Here is a 17,679-nt window from a genome sequence, read left to right as displayed (position 1 = left end):
ACGGCACCCGCGCCTGTCTCGTCCTAGCTCGAGGCTCGACGGCCCCGACGGGGACGCTCGAGAGCGTATCCGCGGACGCCCCGTCCCGGCCCGTCGCCCGTGAGCTCGTCGCGGGCCGCCTCGAGGAGGCGCCGCAGGGCCTCCTCCCGCACGCGGGCGGCGATCGCGGCGAGGCGGCGCTGCGGGTGCGCGTCCTCCTCCTCCGCCTGCTCGTCGGCGGTGGCGGGCAGCGAGCTCTCGTACGCGTCGAGGACGGCAGCGAGGTCGGCGCCGGACAGGCTCGACGCCAGCAGCACGCGGTCGAGGACGTCGTCCCAGTCCTCCTCCGGGGACGCTCCGTCACCCGTCAGCCAGGCGGCCGCCTCCGCGCGGCCCTCGCGGGTGAGCGCGTGCAGGGGGAGGCCGTCGTCGGTGGACCCGGCCGAGACGACGAGGCCCCGCTCGCGCAAGCGCTCGAGCGTCGAGTAGATCTGGCCGACGTTGACCCGGGGCCGGTGCGCGGCACGGTCGAGGAGCTCGGCGTGCAGCTGGAGGCCGTAGGCGGGGCCGAGCGTGAGCAGGGCGAGCAGGCCGTCGCGGACGGACACGGTGCTCCTCCCGGCGGGCGTCTGGCGGTGTGCGGCGTCCGGCGGCGCGGACGACCCGAGTATAGGCAGGAGCCGCCCACGGCCGGTCGAGCAGGCGCGGCGAGCCGCCTTGACGGAGGTCCGCCGCTCCTGCATGATCGGGCGTGGTGGCACGTCCACCGTCATAATCGAAGAAGGCGCACCGCAGAGTGTTCCGTGGTCCGGGTCGTTGGGGAAGACGCACCGGGACGAACGGAGGACACCATGGTGGCGCAGCAGACTCGGGGTGTGCTCTTCGTGCACTCCGCCCCCCGCGCGCTCTGCCCCCACCTCGAGTGGGGGACAGGTCGCGCCCTTGGTCGTGCCGTGAACTTCGCCTGGATCGAGCAGCCCGTGCTCCGCAGCACACTGCGCTCCGAGTTCGCCTGGGAGGGCCCGGTCGGAACCGGTGCCGTCATCGCGTCCGCTCTCCGCGGCTGGGCCGACGTCCGCTACGAGGTCACCGAGGAGCCCTCTCCCGGCGTCGACGGCGGCCGCTGGATGCACACGCCCGAGCTCGGCATCTTCTACGCCCAGACCGACAGCGCGGGCAACACCGTCGTGCCCGAGGACCGCATCCGCTCCGCCATGGAGCTCGCCGGCGCCGACCCCATCGAGCTGCACCGCGAGCTGCGCCTCGCCCTCGGCCAGGCCTGGGAGGACGAGCTCGAGCCCTTCCGCTACGGCGGCGACTTCGCGCCCGTCGTCTGGATGCACGGGGTCGGTTGAGTTCATTCGACGCCGCTCCTCGCGCGGCGTCGCGCAGTCGGCTCGGTCGGGTGGTCGGGTTCCGTGGAGCGGCCGGCGTCCGGCGACGCCGATCCGCTGGCACGCGGATCGGCGGATACGCCTCGCGGCAATCGTTCGCTCCCGCCTCCCTGAACCAGGCGGCCAGCGGACCCCCCGTTCCGGCAGAGGTCCGCCTCGAAGTCGCGTCGTCGCCTCACGGTTGCCGCTCGCTGGCACGTCGACCAGACGGTCGGCGGAGCACCGCGTTCCGGCGGAGGGCGTCGGAAAGCTCGTGGAGCCGCCCGCACCTCTGTCGCGCACGACACCGACGGCCCGAGTAATGGCGAGTCGCACGCTCCCCACGAGCGCAGCCGCCCTGATCCGAGCATCCGACCCGAGTCGCGGCGAAGCCCGCGCTCCCACCCGGACAGCTTCGTTGATCCGAGCGTCCGACCCGAGTCGCGGCGAAGCCCGCGCTCCCCACCAGCACGGCGTGCTCACCAGCCCGCACCAGACGGCGGCGCAGATCCCTCGCGGCACGAGGCGTATCCGGGGATCCGCGTTCCAGCGGATCACCGTCGCCGCACCGCACCGGCCCTCGGAAACCCCGCCCCCCTCCCCAGCGGACGCGCCTGCGCCGCGCAAGGAGCGGCGCAGCCCGCTTTCCGCACGGTGGAGCGGGGCTACGCCCCGCTACACCGTCCGGAAAGCGGCAACAGCATTGTGCCCCCCGAACCCGAACGAGTTCGAGATGGCGACCAGCGGTCCGTCGCCGAGGGCGCGGGGGCTGGTGACGACGTCGAGGGGGATCTGGGGGTCCTGCTCGAAGAGGTTGATGGTGGGGGGTGCGGTGCGCTCGTGGAGGGCGAGCACGGTGAAGATGGCCTCGAGCGCGCCGGTGCCGCCGAGGAGGTGGCCGGTGGACGCCTTGGTCGCGGAGACGGCGATGTTCGGGAGGTGGTCGCCGAAGACGCGCAGCAGGGCGCGGTACTCGGCGATGTCGCCGACCGGGGTGCTCGTCGCGTGGGCGTTGACGTGGGTGACGTCGGTGAGCGCGGCTCCGGCCTGCTCGAGGGCGCCGATCATGGCACGGGCGGCGGCGGAGCCCTCGGGGTCCGGCGCCGTGATGTGGTACGAGTCGCTGGTGACGGCGCCGCCGGCGAGCTCCGCGTAGATGCGGGCTCCGCGGGCGAGGGCGTGCTCCTCGGTCTCGAGGATGAGCGTCGCGGCGCCCTCTCCGAGGACGAAGCCGTCGCGGGAGACGTCGTAGGGGCGTGAGGCGGTCGCCGGGTCGTCGTTGCGGCGCGAGAGGGCCTGCATCGACGCGAAGGCGGCGATCGGGAGCGGGTGGACGACCGACTCCGTGCCGCCGGCGACGACCACGTCGGCGAGGCCGAGCTGCATGTGCTCGTAGGCGTTCGCGAGGGCCTCGGTGCTGGAGGCGCAGGCCGACACGTCGGTGCGGGCGTAGGCGCGGGAGGGGATGGCCATGCTGATGGCGGCGGCGGCCGCGTTGGGCATGAGCATCGGGATGGTCATCGGGAGGACCCGGCGGGGACCGCGCTCGCGGAGGGTGTCCCACGCGTCGACGAGGGTCCAGAGGCCGCCGATGCCGGTCGAGTAGTCGACGCCCACGCGGAGCGGGTCGACGTCGGTGATGCCGGAGTCGGCCCAGGCCTCGCGGGCCGAGATGAGCGCGAACTGGCTGGAGGGGTCGAGGCGCTTCGCCTCGGGGCGGGAGAGCACCTCCTCCGGGCGGACCTTGGCCTGGGCGGCGAAGGTGACCGGGATGTCGTACTGGGCGACCCAGTCCTGCTCGAGGGAGCGGACGCCTGATTCGCCGGCGAGGAGTGCGTTCCAGGACTCCCGGGCGGTCCCGCCGAGGGGAGTGCTGGCACCGATTCCGGTGACGACGATCTTCTTGGTCATGACGAGCTTCTCTGTTCCGTGTGGGTGGGTGCCGGGCTCACCCCGGCCGACGATCGCCGGCCGGGGTGTCCGCCACGAGGACGGGGTGCGCGGGCGACGACTACTCGGACGCCTTGACGATGAAGCGGACCGCGTCGCCGACCGTCTTGAGGTTCTTGACCTCGTCGTCGGGGATCTTCACGTCGAACTTCTCCTCGGCGTTGACGACGATGGTCATCATCGAGATGGAGTCGATGTCGAGGTCGTCGGTGAACGACTTGTCCATCTCGACGGAGTCGGTGGCGATGCCCGTCTCGTCGTTGACAAGCTCGGCCAGGCCGGCGAGGACTTCTTCGTTGGACAGTGCCATGGTTCTCTCCTTGGGGGTTCTTCGGGTGTTCGTCAGTGACCGTAGGTCAGTTTAGGGGTGGGGTCGCGCCGGTCACGGGAGCACCACGACCTGCGCGCCGAACACCAGTCCGGCGCCGAAGCCGATCTGCAGCGCGAGTCCGCCGTGCAGCTCCGGGTGCTCCTCGAGCAGGCGGTGGGTGGCGAGCGGGATCGACGCGGCGGAGGTGTTGCCGGTGGTCTCGATGTCGCGGCCGATAGCGACGGTCTCGGGCAGCTTCAGCTGCTTCGCGAGCTCGTCGATGATGCGCATGTTCGCCTGGTGGGGGATGAACGCGGCGAGGTCCTCGGGCTGGACGCCCGCCTCCGCGAGCGCCTGCTTGGCGACCTTAGCCATCTCCCAGACCGCCCAGCGGAAGACCGACGGGCCGTCCTGGCGGAGGGTGGGCCATTCGGCGGTGCCGTCGCGGTAGGCCGCGAGCGGGTTGTCCATGCCGACGGTGTCCCATTTGGAGCCGTCGGATCCCCACACGGTCTTCGAGATGCCGGCGGTGTCGCTGGGGCCGACGACCGCGGCGCCCGCGCCGTCGCCGAGGAGGAAGGAGATGCTGCGGTCGGTCGACTTGACCAGCTCGGACAGCTTCTCGGCTCCGACGACGAGCACGTACTCGGCCAGGCCGGAGCGGATGAAGGAGTCGGCCTGGGCGATGCCGTAGGTGTAGCCGGCGCAGGCGGCCGAGATGTCGTACGCCGGGGCGGGGTTCGCGCCGATGCGGTCCGCGAGGAGCGCGGCCAGCGACGGGGTCTGCACGGTGTTGCTGATCGTGGAGACGAGCACGACGCCGATCTGGTCCGGGCGGATGCCCGCCTTCTCGATCGCCTCGAGGGAGGCGGTGGTCGCGAGGTCGACCGCGTGGATGTCGGCGGAGGCCCGGCGGCGCTCGATGATGCCGGTGCGCTGGCGGATCCACTCGTCGGAGGAGTTGATCGGCTCGATCAGGTCGTCGTTCGGGACGACGAGGTCGCCGCGGGCCGCGCCGATGCCGAGGATCCGGGTGTACGCGCTGCCGCTGGACTGGGTGAGGGAAGGGGTCGTCATGGGGTCTCTCCTGCTAGGCGGCGTGCTCGTCGAGGAAGGCGCGGGCGGCGTCCACGTCGTCGGGGGTCGTGATGGCGATGCTCGGCACGCCCTTGAGGCCGCGCTTGGCGAGGCCGACCAGCGCGCCGGCGGGTGCCAGCTCGATGATCCCGGTGACGCCCGCGTCGGCGAAGGCCGCCATGCAGAGGTCCCAGCGGACGGGGGAGGCGACCTGGCCGACGAGCAGCTCGAGGAACGCGGCACCGGAGTCGACGACCGACCCGTCGCGGTTCGTCCAGAGACGGAGCGTCGGGTCGGTGGGGGTCAGCCCGGCGGCGACGCCGGCGAGGGAGTCGCGGGCGGGCGCCATGTAGCGGGTGTGGAAGGCGCCGGCCACCTGCAGGGGGATCACGCGGGTCCCGCGGAGCGGCTCCGCCTTGAGGGCCTCGAGCGCGTCGACCGCGCCGGCGACGACGATCTGACCGCCGCCGTTGTAGTTGGCCGGCTCGAGGCCGAGCTCGTCGAGACGGGCGATCAGGGCCTGCTCGTCGCCGCCGAGGACCGCGCTCATCGCGGTCGGCTCGGCGGCGGCCGCAGCGGCCATGGCACGGGCGCGCTCGCGGACGAACACCAGCGCGTCGGCCTCGGTGAGGACCCCGGCTCCGGCGGCCGCGGTGATCTCGCCGACGGAGTGGCCGGCGATGCCCGCGATGCGCTCGCGCCGTCCGCCCTCGAGGAGGGCGGCGAGGCTCACGAGTCCCGCGGAGACGATCAGGGGCTGGGCGACCGCGGTGTCGCGGATGGTGTCCGCGTCCGAGACGGTGCCGTGCGCGGCGAGGTCGATGCCGACCGCCTCCGAGTGCGCGGCGACCTGCTCGGCCACGGAGGGGATCTCGAGCCAGGGGGCGAGGAATCCGGGGGTCTGGGAGCCCTGACCCGGGGCGACGACGACGATCACGGTATCCAGTCTTCCGATCTGCGCTCGCACGTGCGGCGCGTGGAGCCACTGACAAAGCACAAAGAGCTTGTCGCGGGTCTACAAGTGTTCAGGGGCGGGAGGGGTTCGGCGAGCAGACGGCCTCAGCGGCGGGACGGCTTCCGGCGGACGGCGCCGTCCGGGTCGCTCATGGAGCCGAGGATGAGGGCGGACTGGAGGATGAGCGCCTCGCGGGCGCCCGTCGCGTCCCAGCCGATCACCTCGGCGACCCGCTTGAGGCGGTAGCGCACCGTGTTCGGGTGCACGAACAGCTCGCGGGCGGTCGCCTCGAGGGAGCGGCCGTTGTCGAGGTAGGCCCACAGCGTGGTCAGCAGCTCGGTCGAGTGCTTCTGCAGGGGCCGGTAGATCTGCGTGATGAGGCTCTGCCGGGCGAGCGGGTCGCCGGCGAGGGCGCGCTCGGGAAGGAGGTCGTCGGCGTTGACCGGTCGCGGCGCGTTCCGCCAGGAGCGGGCGACCGCGAACCCGGCGAGGGCCGCGCGGGCGCTGCGGGACGCCTCGACCAGGGTCGGCACCTCGTGGCCGAGGACGAGGTGGCCCGTCCCGAAGCCGGGCTCGAGCGCCTCCGCGATCTCGAGGAACGCGACCGGCGGACCGGTCTCCTCCGTGGCGTTCTCGCTCGGCTCGGCGCGGCCGATGACCAGGACGAGCCGGCTGCCCTGCACGCCGATCAGCACGTCGGCGTCCATGTGCCGGGCCGTGCGGCGCAGCTGGTCGACGTCGAGCATCTTGGGGGCGGTGCCCACCAGGACGGCGACCTCGCCGTGGCCGTGCCAGCCGAGGGCGGCGATCCGGCTGGGCAGCTCGTCGTCGGCCTCGCCCGTGAGGATCGAGTCGACGACCAGCGCTTCCAGGCGCGCGTCCCAGAGACCTCGGGCCTCGGCGGCGCGCGCGTAGACGTCGGCCGCGGCGAAGGCGATCTCGCGCGAGTAGAGGAGGATCGCCTCGCGGAGGTCCTCCCCGCCGTTCTTGATCCGGTCCTCGACGACCTCGACCGTCACCTTGATCAGCTGCAGCGTCTGCGTCAGCGAGACGGAGCGCAGCAGCTCGCGGGGAGCGGCTCCGAACACGTCCGCCGCGATCCACGGCGTGGCCGACGGGTCGTCGAACCACGAGATGAACGAGGTGATGCCGGCCTGGGCGACGAGGCCGACCGCCGAGCGCCGACCGGGGGGCATGCTGCCGTACCAGGGCAGCGTGTCCTCGAGGCGCTTGATCGTCTGCGTCGAGAGCTCACCGGCGAGGGTGCGCAGCCAGGCGAGGGTCTGCTCCTTCGTGCGGGGAGCGCCCGGCCGGGTGGCCGGACGCTCCGCCGCAGGAGCAGGACCCCGCGCACTCGACGGTGCGGGTTCCTGCGAGAGCACGGACTCGTCCGTCAGCTCTCGCCGCCCGCGTTGCCGGTGGTGCCGGCGTTGACGTCGAGGAGGCGGTACTTCTCGATCGCCTGGACGGCGAGCGAGGGGTCGACCTCGCCGCGCTTGGCGAGCAGCTGCAGCGTCCGCACGACGACCGAGGGGCCGTCGATCTGGAAGTAGCGCCGCGCCGCCGCACGGGTGTCCGAGAAGCCGAAGTCGTCCGCGCCGAGCGTCGCGAAGTCGCCCGGGATGAACTGGCGCAGCTGGTCGGGGACCTGGTGCGAGAAGTCCGAGACGGCGACGAAGGGACCCTTCGCGTCGGCCAGCTTCTGCGTCACGTACGGCACCTGCTCGGCGTCCTCGGGGTGGAGGAAGTTGTGCTGCTCGGCCTTGATGCCGTCGCGGCGCAGCTCGTTCCACGAGGTGACCGACCAGACGTCCGCCGAGACGCCCCAGTCCTCGGCGAGGAGCTTCTGCGCCTCGATCGCCCACGGCACCGCGACGCCCGAGGCGAGGAGCTGGGCCTTCGGCCCGTCCCACTGGCCCCAGGAGATGCGGTGGATGCCGCGGACGATGCCCTCGACGTCGACGTCCTCCGGCTCCTTCGGCTGCACGATCGGCTCGTTGTAGACCGTGATGTAGTACATGACGTTCGGGTCGGTGTGCTTCCCGCCGTACATGCGCTCGAGACCGGACTGCACGATGTGCGCGATCTCGTACCCGTAGGCCGGGTCGTAGCTCACGACGGCGGGGTTGGTCGCCGCGAGGATCGGGGAGTGCCCGTCCGCGTGCTGGAGGCCCTCGCCGGTCAGCGTGGTGCGTCCTGCGGTGGCGCCGATCATGAAGCCGCGCGACATCATGTCGCCGGCCGCCCAGATCGCGTCGCCCGTGCGCTGGAACCCGAACATCGAGTAGAAGACGTAGACCGGGATGAGCGGCTCGCCCTGCGTCGAGTACGAGGTGCCGATCGCGGTGAACGCCGCGAGGGCGCCCGCCTCGTTGATGCCGACGTGGAGGATCTGACCCTGCGGGCTCTCCTTGTAGGCCAGGAGGAGCTCGCGGTCGACCGACGTGTAGTGCTGGCCGCGCGGGTTGTAGATCTTCGCGTTCGGGAAGAACGCGTCCATGCCGAAGGTGCGCGCCTCGTCCGGGATGATCGGGACGACGCGGTTGCCGAAGTCCTTCGACCGGAGGATGTCCTTGAGGATGCGGACGAACGCCATGGTGGTGGCGATCTCCTGCGTCCCGGAGCCCTTCTTGCCGACCGCGTACGCCGAGTCCTCGGGGAGGTTCAGCTGCGTGTACTTCGAGCGGCGCTCGGGGAGGTAGCCGCCGAGCGCGCGGCGGCGCTCCTGCAGGTACTCGATCGCCTCGTCGTTCTGACCGGGGTGGTAGTACGGCGGGAGGTAGGGGTTCTCCTCGAGCTGCGCGTCCGTGATCGGGATGCGCATGGTGTCGCGGAACGACTTGAGGTTGTCCAGCGTCATCTTCTTCATCTGGTGGGTCGCGTTGCGGCCCTCGAAGCTGCGGCCGAGACCGTAGCCCTTGATGGTGTGGGCGAGGATGACGGTGGGCTGGCCCTTGTGCTCCGTCGCGGCCTTCATGGCCGCGTAGATCTTGCGGTAGTCGTGGCCGCCGCGGCGCAGGCCCCAGATCTGCTCGTCGGAGTAGCCCTCGACGAGCTTCTTGGCGCGCGGGTCGCGGCCGAAGAAGTTCTCGCGGACGTAGGCGCCGTCCTCCGTCTTGTAGGTCTGGAAGTCGCCGTCGGGCGTCTTGTTCATCAGGTCGAGCAGCGCGCCCTCGGTGTCGCGGGCGAGCAGGTCGTCCCACTCGCGGCCCCAGATGAGCTTGATGACGTTCCAGCCCGCGCCGCGGAAGTACGACTCGAGCTCCTGCACGATCTTGCCGTTGCCGCGGACGGGTCCGTCGAGGCGCTGGAGGTTGCAGTTGACGATGAAGTTCAGGTTGTCGAGGCCGTCGTTCGCGGCGACCTGGAGCTGACCGCGCGACTCGACCTCGTCCATCTCGCCGTCGCCGAGGAACGCCCAGACCTGCTGGTCGGAGGCGTCCTTGATGCCGCGGTTGGTGAGGTACTTGTTCGCCTGCGCCTGGTAGATCGCGTTGATCGGGCCGAGGCCCATCGAGACGGTCGGGAACTGCCAGAACTCCGGCATGAGCCGCGGGTGCGGGTAGCTGGAGAGCCCGCCGCCCCGGTGCGACTTCTCCTGGCGGAATCCGTCGAGCTGGTGCTCGCTCAGGCGTCCCTCGAGGAAGGCGCGCGCGTACGGGCCGGGGGAGGCGTGGCCCTGGATGAAGACCTGGTCGCCGCCGCCCGGGTGGTCCTGACCGCGGAAGAAGTGGTTGAAGCCGACCTCGTACAGCGAGGCGCTCGACGCGTACGTCGAGATGTGGCCGCCGACCCCGATGCCGGGACGCTGCGCGCGGTGCACGAGGATGGCCGCGTTCCAGCGGATCCACGCGCGGTAGCGGCGCTCGACGTCCTCGTCGCCCGGGAAGTCGGGCTCGTTCTCGGGCGCGATGGTGTTGATGTAGTCCGTGGTGGGCACCATCGGCACGCCGAGGTGGAGCTCCTTGGAGCGCTTGAGGAGGCTGAGCATGACGTCGCGCCCGCGACCCCGGCCCCGCTCCTCGACGAGCGCATCGAGCGACTCGTTCCACTCCGACGTTTCCTCGGGGTCCGAGTCCACGTGACCGACGGAATACGGGTCCTGATCGTTAACAGTCACCCTCGACCTCTCTCTGGGGGCAGATCGTGCCCGAGACATCACTCTCATGAAGCGGTGCGGATCCGCGGATCCGGGGCTCGGATGACGAGCCGCGCGCGGGCACCTCCGTCAGCCTAGCGATTCCCGTGCCCCGAACCTGGAATCGCACTGTGGTGATCCACGAGGGATGTGCGCCGACGACTGTAGGAGAGCGCCAGACGGGACGCGTCGACCGGCCCGTGATCGGGGGAGACGGGCCGTTCCTTGGAGTCTGCGCGGAGCGGGTCTAGCATTGCCCCTCGTGCTCGCGCGACTCTCGTGCGCACGGAAGGACATCGGACCGATGGCTCTCGAGAAGCTGACCCTGGCTCCCGACTTCGAACTCGCGAACCAGTACGGCGAGCGCATCCAGCTGGGCGACTTCCACGGGCGGCGCAACGTCGCCCTGGTGTTCTTCCCCCTCGCCTTCTCCGGCACCTGCACGGGCGAGTTCTGCGCGCTGCGCGAGAACCTCTCCCTCTTCGAGCACGCCGACGTGGAGCTGATCGGCATCTCGGTCGACTCCAAGCACACGCTGCGCGCCTGGGGCGAGAAGCAGGGCTACGACTTCACGCTCCTCTCCGACTTCTGGCCGCACGGCGACGTCGCCAAGCAGTACGGCGTGTTCACCGAGGCGAAGGGCTACGCGACCCGCGCGACCTTCCTCATCGACAAGGCCGGCGTCATCCGGGACACGTTCATGACCGCCCCGGGCGAGCCGCGCTCGATCGACGCCTACCGCGCCGCGATCGACGCGCTCGCCCCCGCGCACGTCTGACCCTCCGGAGGCGGACCGCCCCGGTCGTCAGCTGAGGATGTTGACGGCCCGCGAGATCACGAGGGCCAGCAGGACGAATCCGGTGAACGCCTCGGCGATCATCAGGAGCTTCATCCGGCTCGACAGCGGCATCGTGTCGGTCGGGCTGAACGCCATGGTGTTCGTCGTCGACACCGAGAGGTAGTCGACGAAGCCGGGCCGCCAGTCGGCGCGCTCGGAGGAGGTCGCGGCGACCTCGGGCGCGGTGTCGCGGTAGGTGTCCTGCGGGAAGGCGAAGTCGGCCGCCGGCAGCTCCGTGCGGGGGAGTGTTCCGCGGGCGACCGGACCGCCGCGGTCGAGCTCCCAGAACAGCAGCGCGTACGCGACGACGTTGGTGACCCAGACCTGGAGTGCGGTGAGCAGCAGCGGCGGGCCGTCGGCCGTCCCGTCGACGAGGTCGATCACCACGGCGACTACGTTCACCTGGTTCGCCACGGCGAGCACGACCGCCAGGGCGATGGAGACCCCGCGCGACCAGCGCGTCTCGCTGTCGAGCCGGTGCGGGTTGACGACGAACAGCGGCACGAGCAGCGCGAGCGTGATGCCGGCGGCGACGAGGCGGACCACCGAGGTGTCGGCGCTGTGGCCGGCCACGTTCAGGGCGACGGCCACGAGGATCGCGGCGGAGGCGGGCCAGCGGCTCTCGGCGCGCCGCCTCGCCCGGGAGTCGCTGTCGGCGGTCATGTGCCGAGGCTAGTGCCCGCAGGGGGCCGCTCCGCCTGCCGTAGGATCGAGTCGATCGTCCGCGGGTGCTCCCGCGACGGGGGCCTTTAGCTCAGTTGGTAGAGCGCCACGTTTACACCGTGGATGTCATCGGTTCGAGCCCGGTAGGGCCCACCACATCCGACGACCGGACACTGCGCGTCAGCGGGACTGGCGGCGCTTGTAGGGCTTCGGCTGGCCCTTGACGATCGGGGCGCGCCCGGTCCCCTTGGAGGCCTTGGCCTTGCCTCCCGACTTCGGGGCCGCCTCCGGCTCGTCGCCGAGCGCGGCGAGCTCCTCGCGGGCCGAGGCGAGGCGCTGCCGCCCGGCCGCGGTGAGGGTCGTGGCGGCGGCACCGGGCTCGAAGAGCGGCTTGCCGAGGTCGAGCTCGACGGCGGCGACGGAGGAGTCGAGCTTCTGCCGCGAGATGCCGAGGCGCTCGGCGGCGCGCACGAAGTGCAGCTCCTCGGCGACCGCCACGAAGTGGCGCAGCTGGCTGATCTTCATCCCGAACCCTTCACGGCCGCTCCCTGCGGCACGACCACGGTACGCGGTCCGGGAGGGGGCGCCGACCGCCGGGAGCGCCACCAGGAGCAGCGGCGACCCGTCGATCCGCGCCAGAGGCCCCGGCGGACATTGCCGGACGGAGGCGGGAGGCCTACGGTCGCGCCCGTGGGCGGTCCCGAAGCCGGCCACGGAGAGAGGCCGACGTGGGCGCGCTCATCTACAGCTCGATCGCGTCGCTCGACGGCTACGTGAACGACGCGGACGGCGGATTCGCCTGGGCGGAGCCGCGACCCGCCGTGCACCGCTTCATCACGGAGCGCGAGGGGCGGGTGCGCACGTACCTGTACGGGCGGCGCATGTACGAGGTCATGCGCGCGTGGGAGCAGACCTGGGCCCTCGCGGAGGAGTTCGCGTTCATCCGGGACTTCCAGGAGATGTGGCGGGCGGCCGACAAGGTCGTGTACTCGACGACACTGGAGTCGGCCGAGACCCGCCGTACCCGCGTCGAGGGCGGGTTCGACCCGGTCGTCGTCGCCGCGCAGGTCAGCGCCGCCGACCACGACGTCTCGATCGGCGGGCCGACCCTCGCCCGGCACGCGCTGCTCGCCGGGATCGTCGACGAGGTGCAGGTCTACACGGTGCCGGTGGCGGTGGGCGGCGGGACCCACTTCCTCCCGTGCGGGTTCCACGCGCGCCTCGACCTGCGCGAGGAGCACCGCTTCGCCGACGGCACGGTCTTCACGCGCTACAGCGTGCGGCGCTGAGACCGGCTACTCGGCGCCGACCAGCGCGGCGATCCGCGAGGCGAGCCGGGCGCCCTGAGCACGTCCGGCGCGGGCGGAGGCGGCGCGGACGGCCGGGTCGAGCGAGTTCGGGCCGAAGGCGCGCACCGACTCCTCGTCGGCGTAGAGCACCTCGACCCGCGAGTCCGCGAGGGCGTCGAGCTCGCCGGTCGGGATCAGGCCCGCGCCGGGCGTGCCGACTCCCGGCAGCGGAGTGACGATCAGGACCCAGTTGGCTCCCGCGGCGAGGTCGGCGTTGCTGCCGGAGCGCACGCCGCCGTCCATGTAGCGGACGCCGTCGATGCTGACGGGAGGCCAGACCCCGGGGACGGCGCAGCTGGCGGAGATCGCGTCGACGAGGCCGACACCGCTCTCGCGGTCGAACACGCGCAGCTCACCGGTGGCCGTGTCGACCGCGGTGATGAGCAGACGCTGCTCGGGCCAGTCGGCGTCGCCCACGCGGGCCGAGATGACGGCCCGGCGCGTGTCCTCGGGGAGCGTCTCGGCCTCGAGCGCGAGGGTGCCGATGCGGCGCCGCGCGTCCTGGGGCGAGGTCGCGCCCTCGACGGCCGTGGCGAAGAGGGCCTGGAGGCGCTCACCGTCGACGTCCGCTCCTATCTCGGCGGACTCCTCCTGGAGCTGGGCCTCGTACGACTCGTCGAGGCCGGTGCCGGTGCTCAGCTGCGCGGCGACCGCGGAGCCCGCGGAGGTGCCGATGAAGGTCGTCGACGGATCGAGCAGGAGGCGGGCCGCCTCGGGGGAGGCGTCTGCGAGGCCGCGGAGGACGCCGAGCTCCCAGGCGATTCCGGCGAGGCCGCCGCCGGCGAGGACGAGTGCACCAGGCATGGGGGAGGTCCTTTCGATCAGGATCAGGAGGGGGCGGGCGCTGCGGAGCGCCGCAGCACCAACGCTGTCACATCGTCGTGCGCGTCGTCTGCGAGAGCATGCAGACGCTCGAAGAGAGCGGGGTCGTCGTTGCTCCGCACCAGCTCGGCGAGACGGTCGAGCGCGTCGAGGCGCCCGCCGAAGACGTCGAGCAGGCCGTCGCTGCAGGAGAAGAGCGCGTCGCCGGGGGCGAGCACGCGCTGCTCCTCCTCCCAGGAGACGTCGGCGGCGATGCCGAGCGGGACGCCGGTGGAGGCGAGCCGCTCCGTGGTGCCGTCGGCGCGCAGCAGGAGGGTGAGGCCGTGGCCGCTGTCCACGAACGCGACGGCGCCGCTCGCGAGGTCGACCCGGGCGATCAGCGCGGTCGCGAACATCCCGGTCGCTGTCAGATCGGGCAGGAGCTGGCGGTTGACGGCCTCGACGGCTGCCGCGGGAGGGAGCTCCGGCCGCGCCTGGAACGCGGAGCGGATCGCGGAGGCGACGATCGCCGCCGACACCCCCTTGCCCATCACGTCGACCAGCTCGAGGGAGAGATCGTCCCCGCTGCGACGCCACGCCGTGTAGTCGCCGGCGACGTCGTGCAGCGGCGTGGTCAGCGAGTCGAGGCTCCACTCGCCGAGGTCGAGGCGCGGGGGCCAGAGCCGCTCCTGCGTCTCGCTCGCGCGTCCGGAGAAGGCGATCTCGCGCAGCTCCCGCTCCGCCCACCGGCCGAGGTCCTCGAGGATCTCGCGCTCCTCCTCCGAGAAGCCGCGCACCTCGCTGTCGATGATGCAGATCGTGCCGACGCGGAGGCCGTCCCCCACGACGAGCGGGCGGCCCGCGTAGAAGCGCACGTGAGGGGATCCGGTGACGACTCCGCGGTCGGCGAACCGCGGATCGGCGGTGGCGTCCTCGACGACGAGGATGTCGCCCTGCTGGACCGTGACGTCGCACATCGAGTCGGCGCGCAGCATCCTGCTCGCCCGCGCCGAGCGCTGGGGCGACTTCGTGAACTGCGTCGACTCCTCGAGGATGTTGATCTCGGCGAGGGGGACGCGCAGGAGCCGGCGGGCGATGCGGGTGATCCTGTCGAAGCGCTCCTGGGGGGTGCTCAGGCCGATCCCGAGCTCGGCGATCGCGGCGAGGCGGGCGCGCTCGGTCGGCTCGCTCACGTGCGGGTCCGGGCGAGTGCCCAGAGGTTCTGCCCGTCGACACGGCGGTAGGAGAACTCGGTGACGAGGGCGTGGATGAACGGGATCCCGCGGCCTGCCTCGTCCCACTCGTCCGGCATGTCGCGGGGGTCGGCGACCTCGGCGGGCGCCTCCTCGGCGGAGTCGTTGAGCGAGGCGCGCAGCTCGGTCGCGTCGACGCGGATCTCGACCAGGCAGATGATGTGCCGGTACGACCGGGCGTGCTGGACGATGTTCGAGGTCAGCTCGACCAGCGCGGTCTCGAACGACATCCGGTCGACCGGCGCGACGCCCGGCTCCTCGAGCCACAGCTCCTCGAGCGCCTCGTGGACGGCGGTGACGCCGTCCTCGGGCGGCGTGCGCACGACGAAGGAGCGCTCAGGCACGGTAGGCCTCCTCGACGGTCTCGGCGCGCCCGAGCAGGCGGTCGAGGTTGGACAGGCTGAGCACCATGGCGGGCTGCTCGCCAGCGGCGGCCACGCGCAGCTCGCCGCCCGCCTTCCGCGCCTCCTTGAGTCCGGCGACGAGGACGCCGAGCCCGGACGAGTCGAGGAACTCGACGGCCGCCAGGTCGACGACCACGCGGACCTCTCCCGCCTCGAGCGCGCGCTGGAGGACCGCTTCGAGCTCCCACGCCGTGGACAGGTCGAGCCGGCCGACGGGGCGGATCACCACGATGTCGGGCTCGATCCGCTCGGTGCTGATCCTCGAGCTGGGCTCCATGGTGTCCTCCTGACGGGACGGCACGCGGTTCCGCAGGGCTCGGAGACGTGGTGAGGACGCGGTCGGGCGCGCGACCGAGGGGCTCCGGATCCGATGCGGGGGTGAATCGGGGAGTTCGTCCGCCTCCGACCGTACAAGGGAACGGGGCGCCCCGTGGGAGGCGTGACCGCATCCGCGCTGCGACAGGCGGTGCGCGGCCCGGGGGAGGAGGCCCCGCTCAGCCCCTCGCGGCGGCGAGAGCGTCGGCGGCGAGCTGCACGGAGGCGTCCCGGCCGGTCAGCCAGAGCGGCACGGAGCGGGCGCGGAGGCCCGCCGACTCGAGCGCCGGGACCGCGTCCGCGTCCTCCTCGCCGACGAGCCAGGCGTCGAGGAGGCCGCCCCCGCTCCGGGCTCCGTAGTGCCGGCCGACGGCCTCGGCGGAGGTCTCGACGCCGATCGCTCTGAGGCAGGCGTCGGCCATGCCGCGCACCACCGCGCCTCCGATGACGGGGGAGACGCCCACGACGGGTGCGGAGGTCCGGCGGAGGGCGTCCGCGATCCCGGGCACTCCGAGGATCGTGCCGATCGAGACGACGGGATTGGAGGGGGCGACGAGCACCGCGTCGGTGTCGGCGATCGCCTCCAGCACGCCCGGGGCGGGGCGGGCGCTCTCCACCCCCTGCTGGACGAAGCGGCGCGCGGGCGCTGACGCCCGAAGCCGCACCCACCACTCCTCGAAGTGGAGGAGCCGCACGCCCTCGCCGGGAAGGTCGACCTCGACGTGGGTCTCGACGTCCTGGTCCGACATCGGCAGCAGGCGGACCCCCAGCGGCCAGCGGGCGGTGATCCGGGCGGTCGCCTCCGAGAGGGTGAGGCCGTCGCGCAGCATCGAGCTGCGGGCGATGTGGGTGCCGAGGTCGAGGTCGCCCAGGGTGAACCACGGCCAGCCGACGCCGAAGGCGGTGAGCTCGGCCGAGACCCGCTCGCTCTCGCCGGCCCGGCCCCAGCCGCGCTCCGTGTCGTTCACTCCGCCGAGCGCGTAGGTGATCGAGTCGAGGTCGGGGCAGACCTTGAGGCCGGTGAGCCACATGTCGTCGCCGGTGTTGACGACGACGGTGATCTCGCTCGCCTCGCCGCCGGCGGCCTCGAGATCGCTGAGGTGCTCGCGGACCGCCGAGGTGAAGCGGGCGCCGCCGACGCCTCCGGCCAGGATCGTGATGCGCATCCGCCCACGCTAGCGGCACCGACGGATTCCTCCCCCGGCGAGCCTTAATGCTGCGGATCCGCGCCGGAAACACCGGGGAAACGTCGAACCCCGACGATGAAGCCCTGTCCCCGGAGCCGGACGGTCCGTCATTGCCTTCGGGCCCGGCGGGGACCACAGTGGGTCCACGTCCCCGGCTCCGCACCGCCCGGCGGAGCACACCGGAGCCGGACAGGGACGCCCGAGCATGGAGGTACCGATGACCATCGTCCGCGCAGCGATCACCCAGACGACCTGGACCGGCGACAAGGAGTCGATGCTCGACAAGCACGAGCGGATGGCCCGGGACGCCGCAGCCGACGGCGCGCAGATCGTCTGCTTCCAGGAGCTGTTCTACGGCCCGTACTTCGGCATCACCCAGGACAAGAAGTACTACCGCTACGCCGAGCCCGCCGACGGGCCGATCGTGCAGCGCTTCGCGGCCCTCGCGAAGGAGCTGGGCGTGGTGATGATCCTCCCGATCTACGAGGAGGAGCAGACCGGCGTCTACTACAACACCGCGGTCGTGGTCGACGCCGACGGGACGATCCTCGGCAAGTACCGCAAGCACCACATCCCGCACCTGGACCGCTTCTGGGAGAAGTTCTACTTCCGGCCCGGGAACCTCGGCTACCCGGTCTTCGACACCGCCGTCGGCAAGGTCGGCGTCCACATCTGCTACGACCGCCACTTCCCGGAGGGCTGGCGGGAGCTGGGCCTGAACGGCGCCCACCTCGTCTTCAACCCCAACGCCACCAAGCCCGGCCTGTCGAACCGCCTCTGGGAGGTCGAGGGCCCGGCGGCCGCGGTGGCGAACGGCTACTTCGTGCTGCAGCCCAACCGCGTCGGCCGGGAGGACAACGAGTACGGCGACCTCGCGGTCGACTTCTACGGCACCAGCCAGATCATCGATCCGCGCGGGGAGTTCGTCGGCGAGCGGGGCTCGGGCGAGGCCGAGGAGATCCTGATCCGCGACCTCGAGATGGACATGGTGCAGGAGATGCGCGACGACTGGCAGTTCTACCGGGACCGTCGGCCGGAGTCGTACACCAGCATCCCGAAGCCGTGACCGCAGACCGAGACGGGGAAG

Annotated in this window: 18 protein-coding genes and 1 tRNA gene; 5 read left to right on the top strand and 14 right to left on the bottom strand. The window is 72.0% G+C overall.

Annotation, left to right across the window (positions count from 1 at the left end; all coding sequences use genetic code 11):
* Positions 1 to 23 precede the first annotated feature (23 nt).
* The gene (locus C5C95_RS10635; protein ID WP_181125653.1) at positions 24 to 587 is read right to left on the bottom strand and encodes a PadR family transcriptional regulator; all 564 of its coding nucleotides are present in this window, start codon (positions 585 to 587) and stop codon (positions 24 to 26) included.
* A 243-nt stretch (positions 588 to 830) separates the two neighbouring features.
* Here C5C95_RS10635 and C5C95_RS10630 point away from each other — a divergent pair, with 243 nt between their 5' ends.
* Positions 831 to 1,334 carry a DUF3145 domain-containing protein gene (locus C5C95_RS10630; RefSeq protein WP_104324410.1) on the top strand — a complete coding sequence of 168 codons (504 nt, stop codon included), beginning with the start codon at positions 831 to 833 and terminating at the stop codon, positions 1,332 to 1,334.
* 693 nt (positions 1,335 to 2,027) lie between these two features.
* Here the strand turns inward: C5C95_RS10630 and C5C95_RS10625 are convergent.
* From C5C95_RS10625 to aceE, 6 genes are all read right to left on the bottom strand, one after another.
* Positions 2,028 to 3,263, bottom strand: coding sequence for a beta-ketoacyl synthase (locus C5C95_RS10625; RefSeq protein WP_104226673.1), 1,236 nt, complete (start codon positions 3,261 to 3,263; stop codon positions 2,028 to 2,030).
* A 100-nt stretch (positions 3,264 to 3,363) separates the two neighbouring features.
* Complete coding sequence (locus tag C5C95_RS10620; RefSeq protein WP_104223463.1) at positions 3,364 to 3,612, bottom strand: acyl carrier protein; 249 nt, start codon at positions 3,610 to 3,612, stop codon at positions 3,364 to 3,366.
* Between the two features lie 72 nt (positions 3,613 to 3,684).
* Positions 3,685 to 4,689: a beta-ketoacyl-ACP synthase III gene (locus C5C95_RS10615; protein ID WP_104223464.1), complete on the bottom strand. Its 1,005-nt coding sequence runs from the start codon at positions 4,687 to 4,689 to the stop codon at positions 3,685 to 3,687.
* 13 nt (positions 4,690 to 4,702) lie between these two features.
* The gene (locus C5C95_RS10610; RefSeq protein WP_104308355.1) at positions 4,703 to 5,626 is read right to left on the bottom strand and encodes an ACP S-malonyltransferase; all 924 of its coding nucleotides are present in this window, start codon (positions 5,624 to 5,626) and stop codon (positions 4,703 to 4,705) included.
* A 122-nt stretch (positions 5,627 to 5,748) separates the two neighbouring features.
* Entirely contained in the window at positions 5,749 to 6,915 is a 1,167-nt protein-coding gene (locus C5C95_RS10605; protein ID WP_181027189.1) for a CdaR family transcriptional regulator, read from the bottom strand.
* A gap of 122 nt (positions 6,916 to 7,037) precedes the next feature.
* On the bottom strand, positions 7,038 to 9,764 hold the full coding sequence (aceE, locus tag C5C95_RS10600; RefSeq protein WP_104247522.1) for a pyruvate dehydrogenase (acetyl-transferring), homodimeric type: 2,727 nt from the start codon (positions 9,762 to 9,764) through the stop codon (positions 7,038 to 7,040).
* Between the two features lie 322 nt (positions 9,765 to 10,086).
* Here aceE and C5C95_RS10595 point away from each other — a divergent pair, with 322 nt between their 5' ends.
* The gene (locus C5C95_RS10595; RefSeq protein WP_104238203.1) at positions 10,087 to 10,560 is read left to right on the top strand and encodes a peroxiredoxin; all 474 of its coding nucleotides are present in this window, start codon (positions 10,087 to 10,089) and stop codon (positions 10,558 to 10,560) included.
* A 27-nt stretch (positions 10,561 to 10,587) separates the two neighbouring features.
* Here C5C95_RS10595 and C5C95_RS10590 read toward each other — a convergent pair whose 3' ends face one another.
* Positions 10,588 to 11,283, bottom strand: coding sequence for a hypothetical protein (locus C5C95_RS10590; RefSeq protein WP_104226669.1), 696 nt, complete (start codon positions 11,281 to 11,283; stop codon positions 10,588 to 10,590).
* An 80-nt stretch (positions 11,284 to 11,363) separates the two neighbouring features.
* Between C5C95_RS10590 and C5C95_RS10585 the strand changes: the two genes are divergently transcribed.
* Positions 11,364 to 11,439, top strand: a tRNA-Val gene (locus tag C5C95_RS10585).
* Between the two features lie 24 nt (positions 11,440 to 11,463).
* Here C5C95_RS10585 and C5C95_RS10580 read toward each other — a convergent pair.
* Positions 11,464 to 11,808, bottom strand: coding sequence for a LysR family transcriptional regulator (locus C5C95_RS10580; protein WP_104223469.1), 345 nt, complete (start codon positions 11,806 to 11,808; stop codon positions 11,464 to 11,466).
* 203 nt (positions 11,809 to 12,011) lie between these two features.
* Here C5C95_RS10580 and C5C95_RS10575 point away from each other — a divergent pair, with 203 nt between their 5' ends.
* Positions 12,012 to 12,572, top strand: coding sequence for a dihydrofolate reductase family protein (locus C5C95_RS10575; RefSeq protein WP_104226668.1), 561 nt, complete (start codon positions 12,012 to 12,014; stop codon positions 12,570 to 12,572).
* Between the two features lie 6 nt (positions 12,573 to 12,578).
* On the opposite strand, the gene C5C95_RS10570 is transcribed toward C5C95_RS10575, so the two are convergent.
* The 5 genes from C5C95_RS10570 to cofD all read right to left on the bottom strand — a co-directional run bounded on the left by C5C95_RS10570 (position 12,579) and on the right by cofD (position 16,571).
* Complete coding sequence (locus tag C5C95_RS10570; protein WP_104324409.1) at positions 12,579 to 13,436, bottom strand: patatin-like phospholipase family protein; 858 nt, start codon at positions 13,434 to 13,436, stop codon at positions 12,579 to 12,581.
* 23 nt (positions 13,437 to 13,459) lie between these two features.
* On the bottom strand, positions 13,460 to 14,626 hold the full coding sequence (locus C5C95_RS10565) for a PP2C family protein-serine/threonine phosphatase (RefSeq protein ID WP_181125651.1): 1,167 nt from the start codon (positions 14,624 to 14,626) through the stop codon (positions 13,460 to 13,462).
* Positions 14,623 to 15,030 carry an ATP-binding protein gene (locus C5C95_RS10560; protein WP_104223473.1) on the bottom strand — a complete coding sequence of 136 codons (408 nt, stop codon included), beginning with the start codon at positions 15,028 to 15,030 and terminating at the stop codon, positions 14,623 to 14,625. Before C5C95_RS10560 ends, C5C95_RS10565 begins: the two co-directional genes overlap by 4 nt.
* Entirely contained in the window at positions 15,023 to 15,367 is a 345-nt protein-coding gene (locus C5C95_RS10555; RefSeq protein WP_104324407.1) for an STAS domain-containing protein, read from the bottom strand. The genes C5C95_RS10560 and C5C95_RS10555 overlap by 8 nt, the downstream gene beginning before the upstream one ends.
* Before the next feature lie 217 nt (positions 15,368 to 15,584).
* On the bottom strand, positions 15,585 to 16,571 hold the full coding sequence (cofD, locus tag C5C95_RS10550; protein WP_104324406.1) for a 2-phospho-L-lactate transferase: 987 nt from the start codon (positions 16,569 to 16,571) through the stop codon (positions 15,585 to 15,587).
* A 238-nt stretch (positions 16,572 to 16,809) separates the two neighbouring features.
* On the opposite strand from cofD, the gene C5C95_RS10545 reads away from it, so the two are divergent.
* On the top strand, positions 16,810 to 17,658 hold the full coding sequence (locus C5C95_RS10545; RefSeq protein ID WP_104238196.1) for a nitrilase-related carbon-nitrogen hydrolase: 849 nt from the start codon (positions 16,810 to 16,812) through the stop codon (positions 17,656 to 17,658).
* Positions 17,659 to 17,679: the final 21 nt, after the last annotated feature.

It is taken from the genome of Rathayibacter sp. AY1B7 (assembly GCF_002932735.1).
GTDB lineage: Bacteria > Actinomycetota > Actinomycetes > Actinomycetales > Microbacteriaceae > Rathayibacter.
This window is presented reverse-complemented; position numbering and strand designations above follow the sequence as displayed.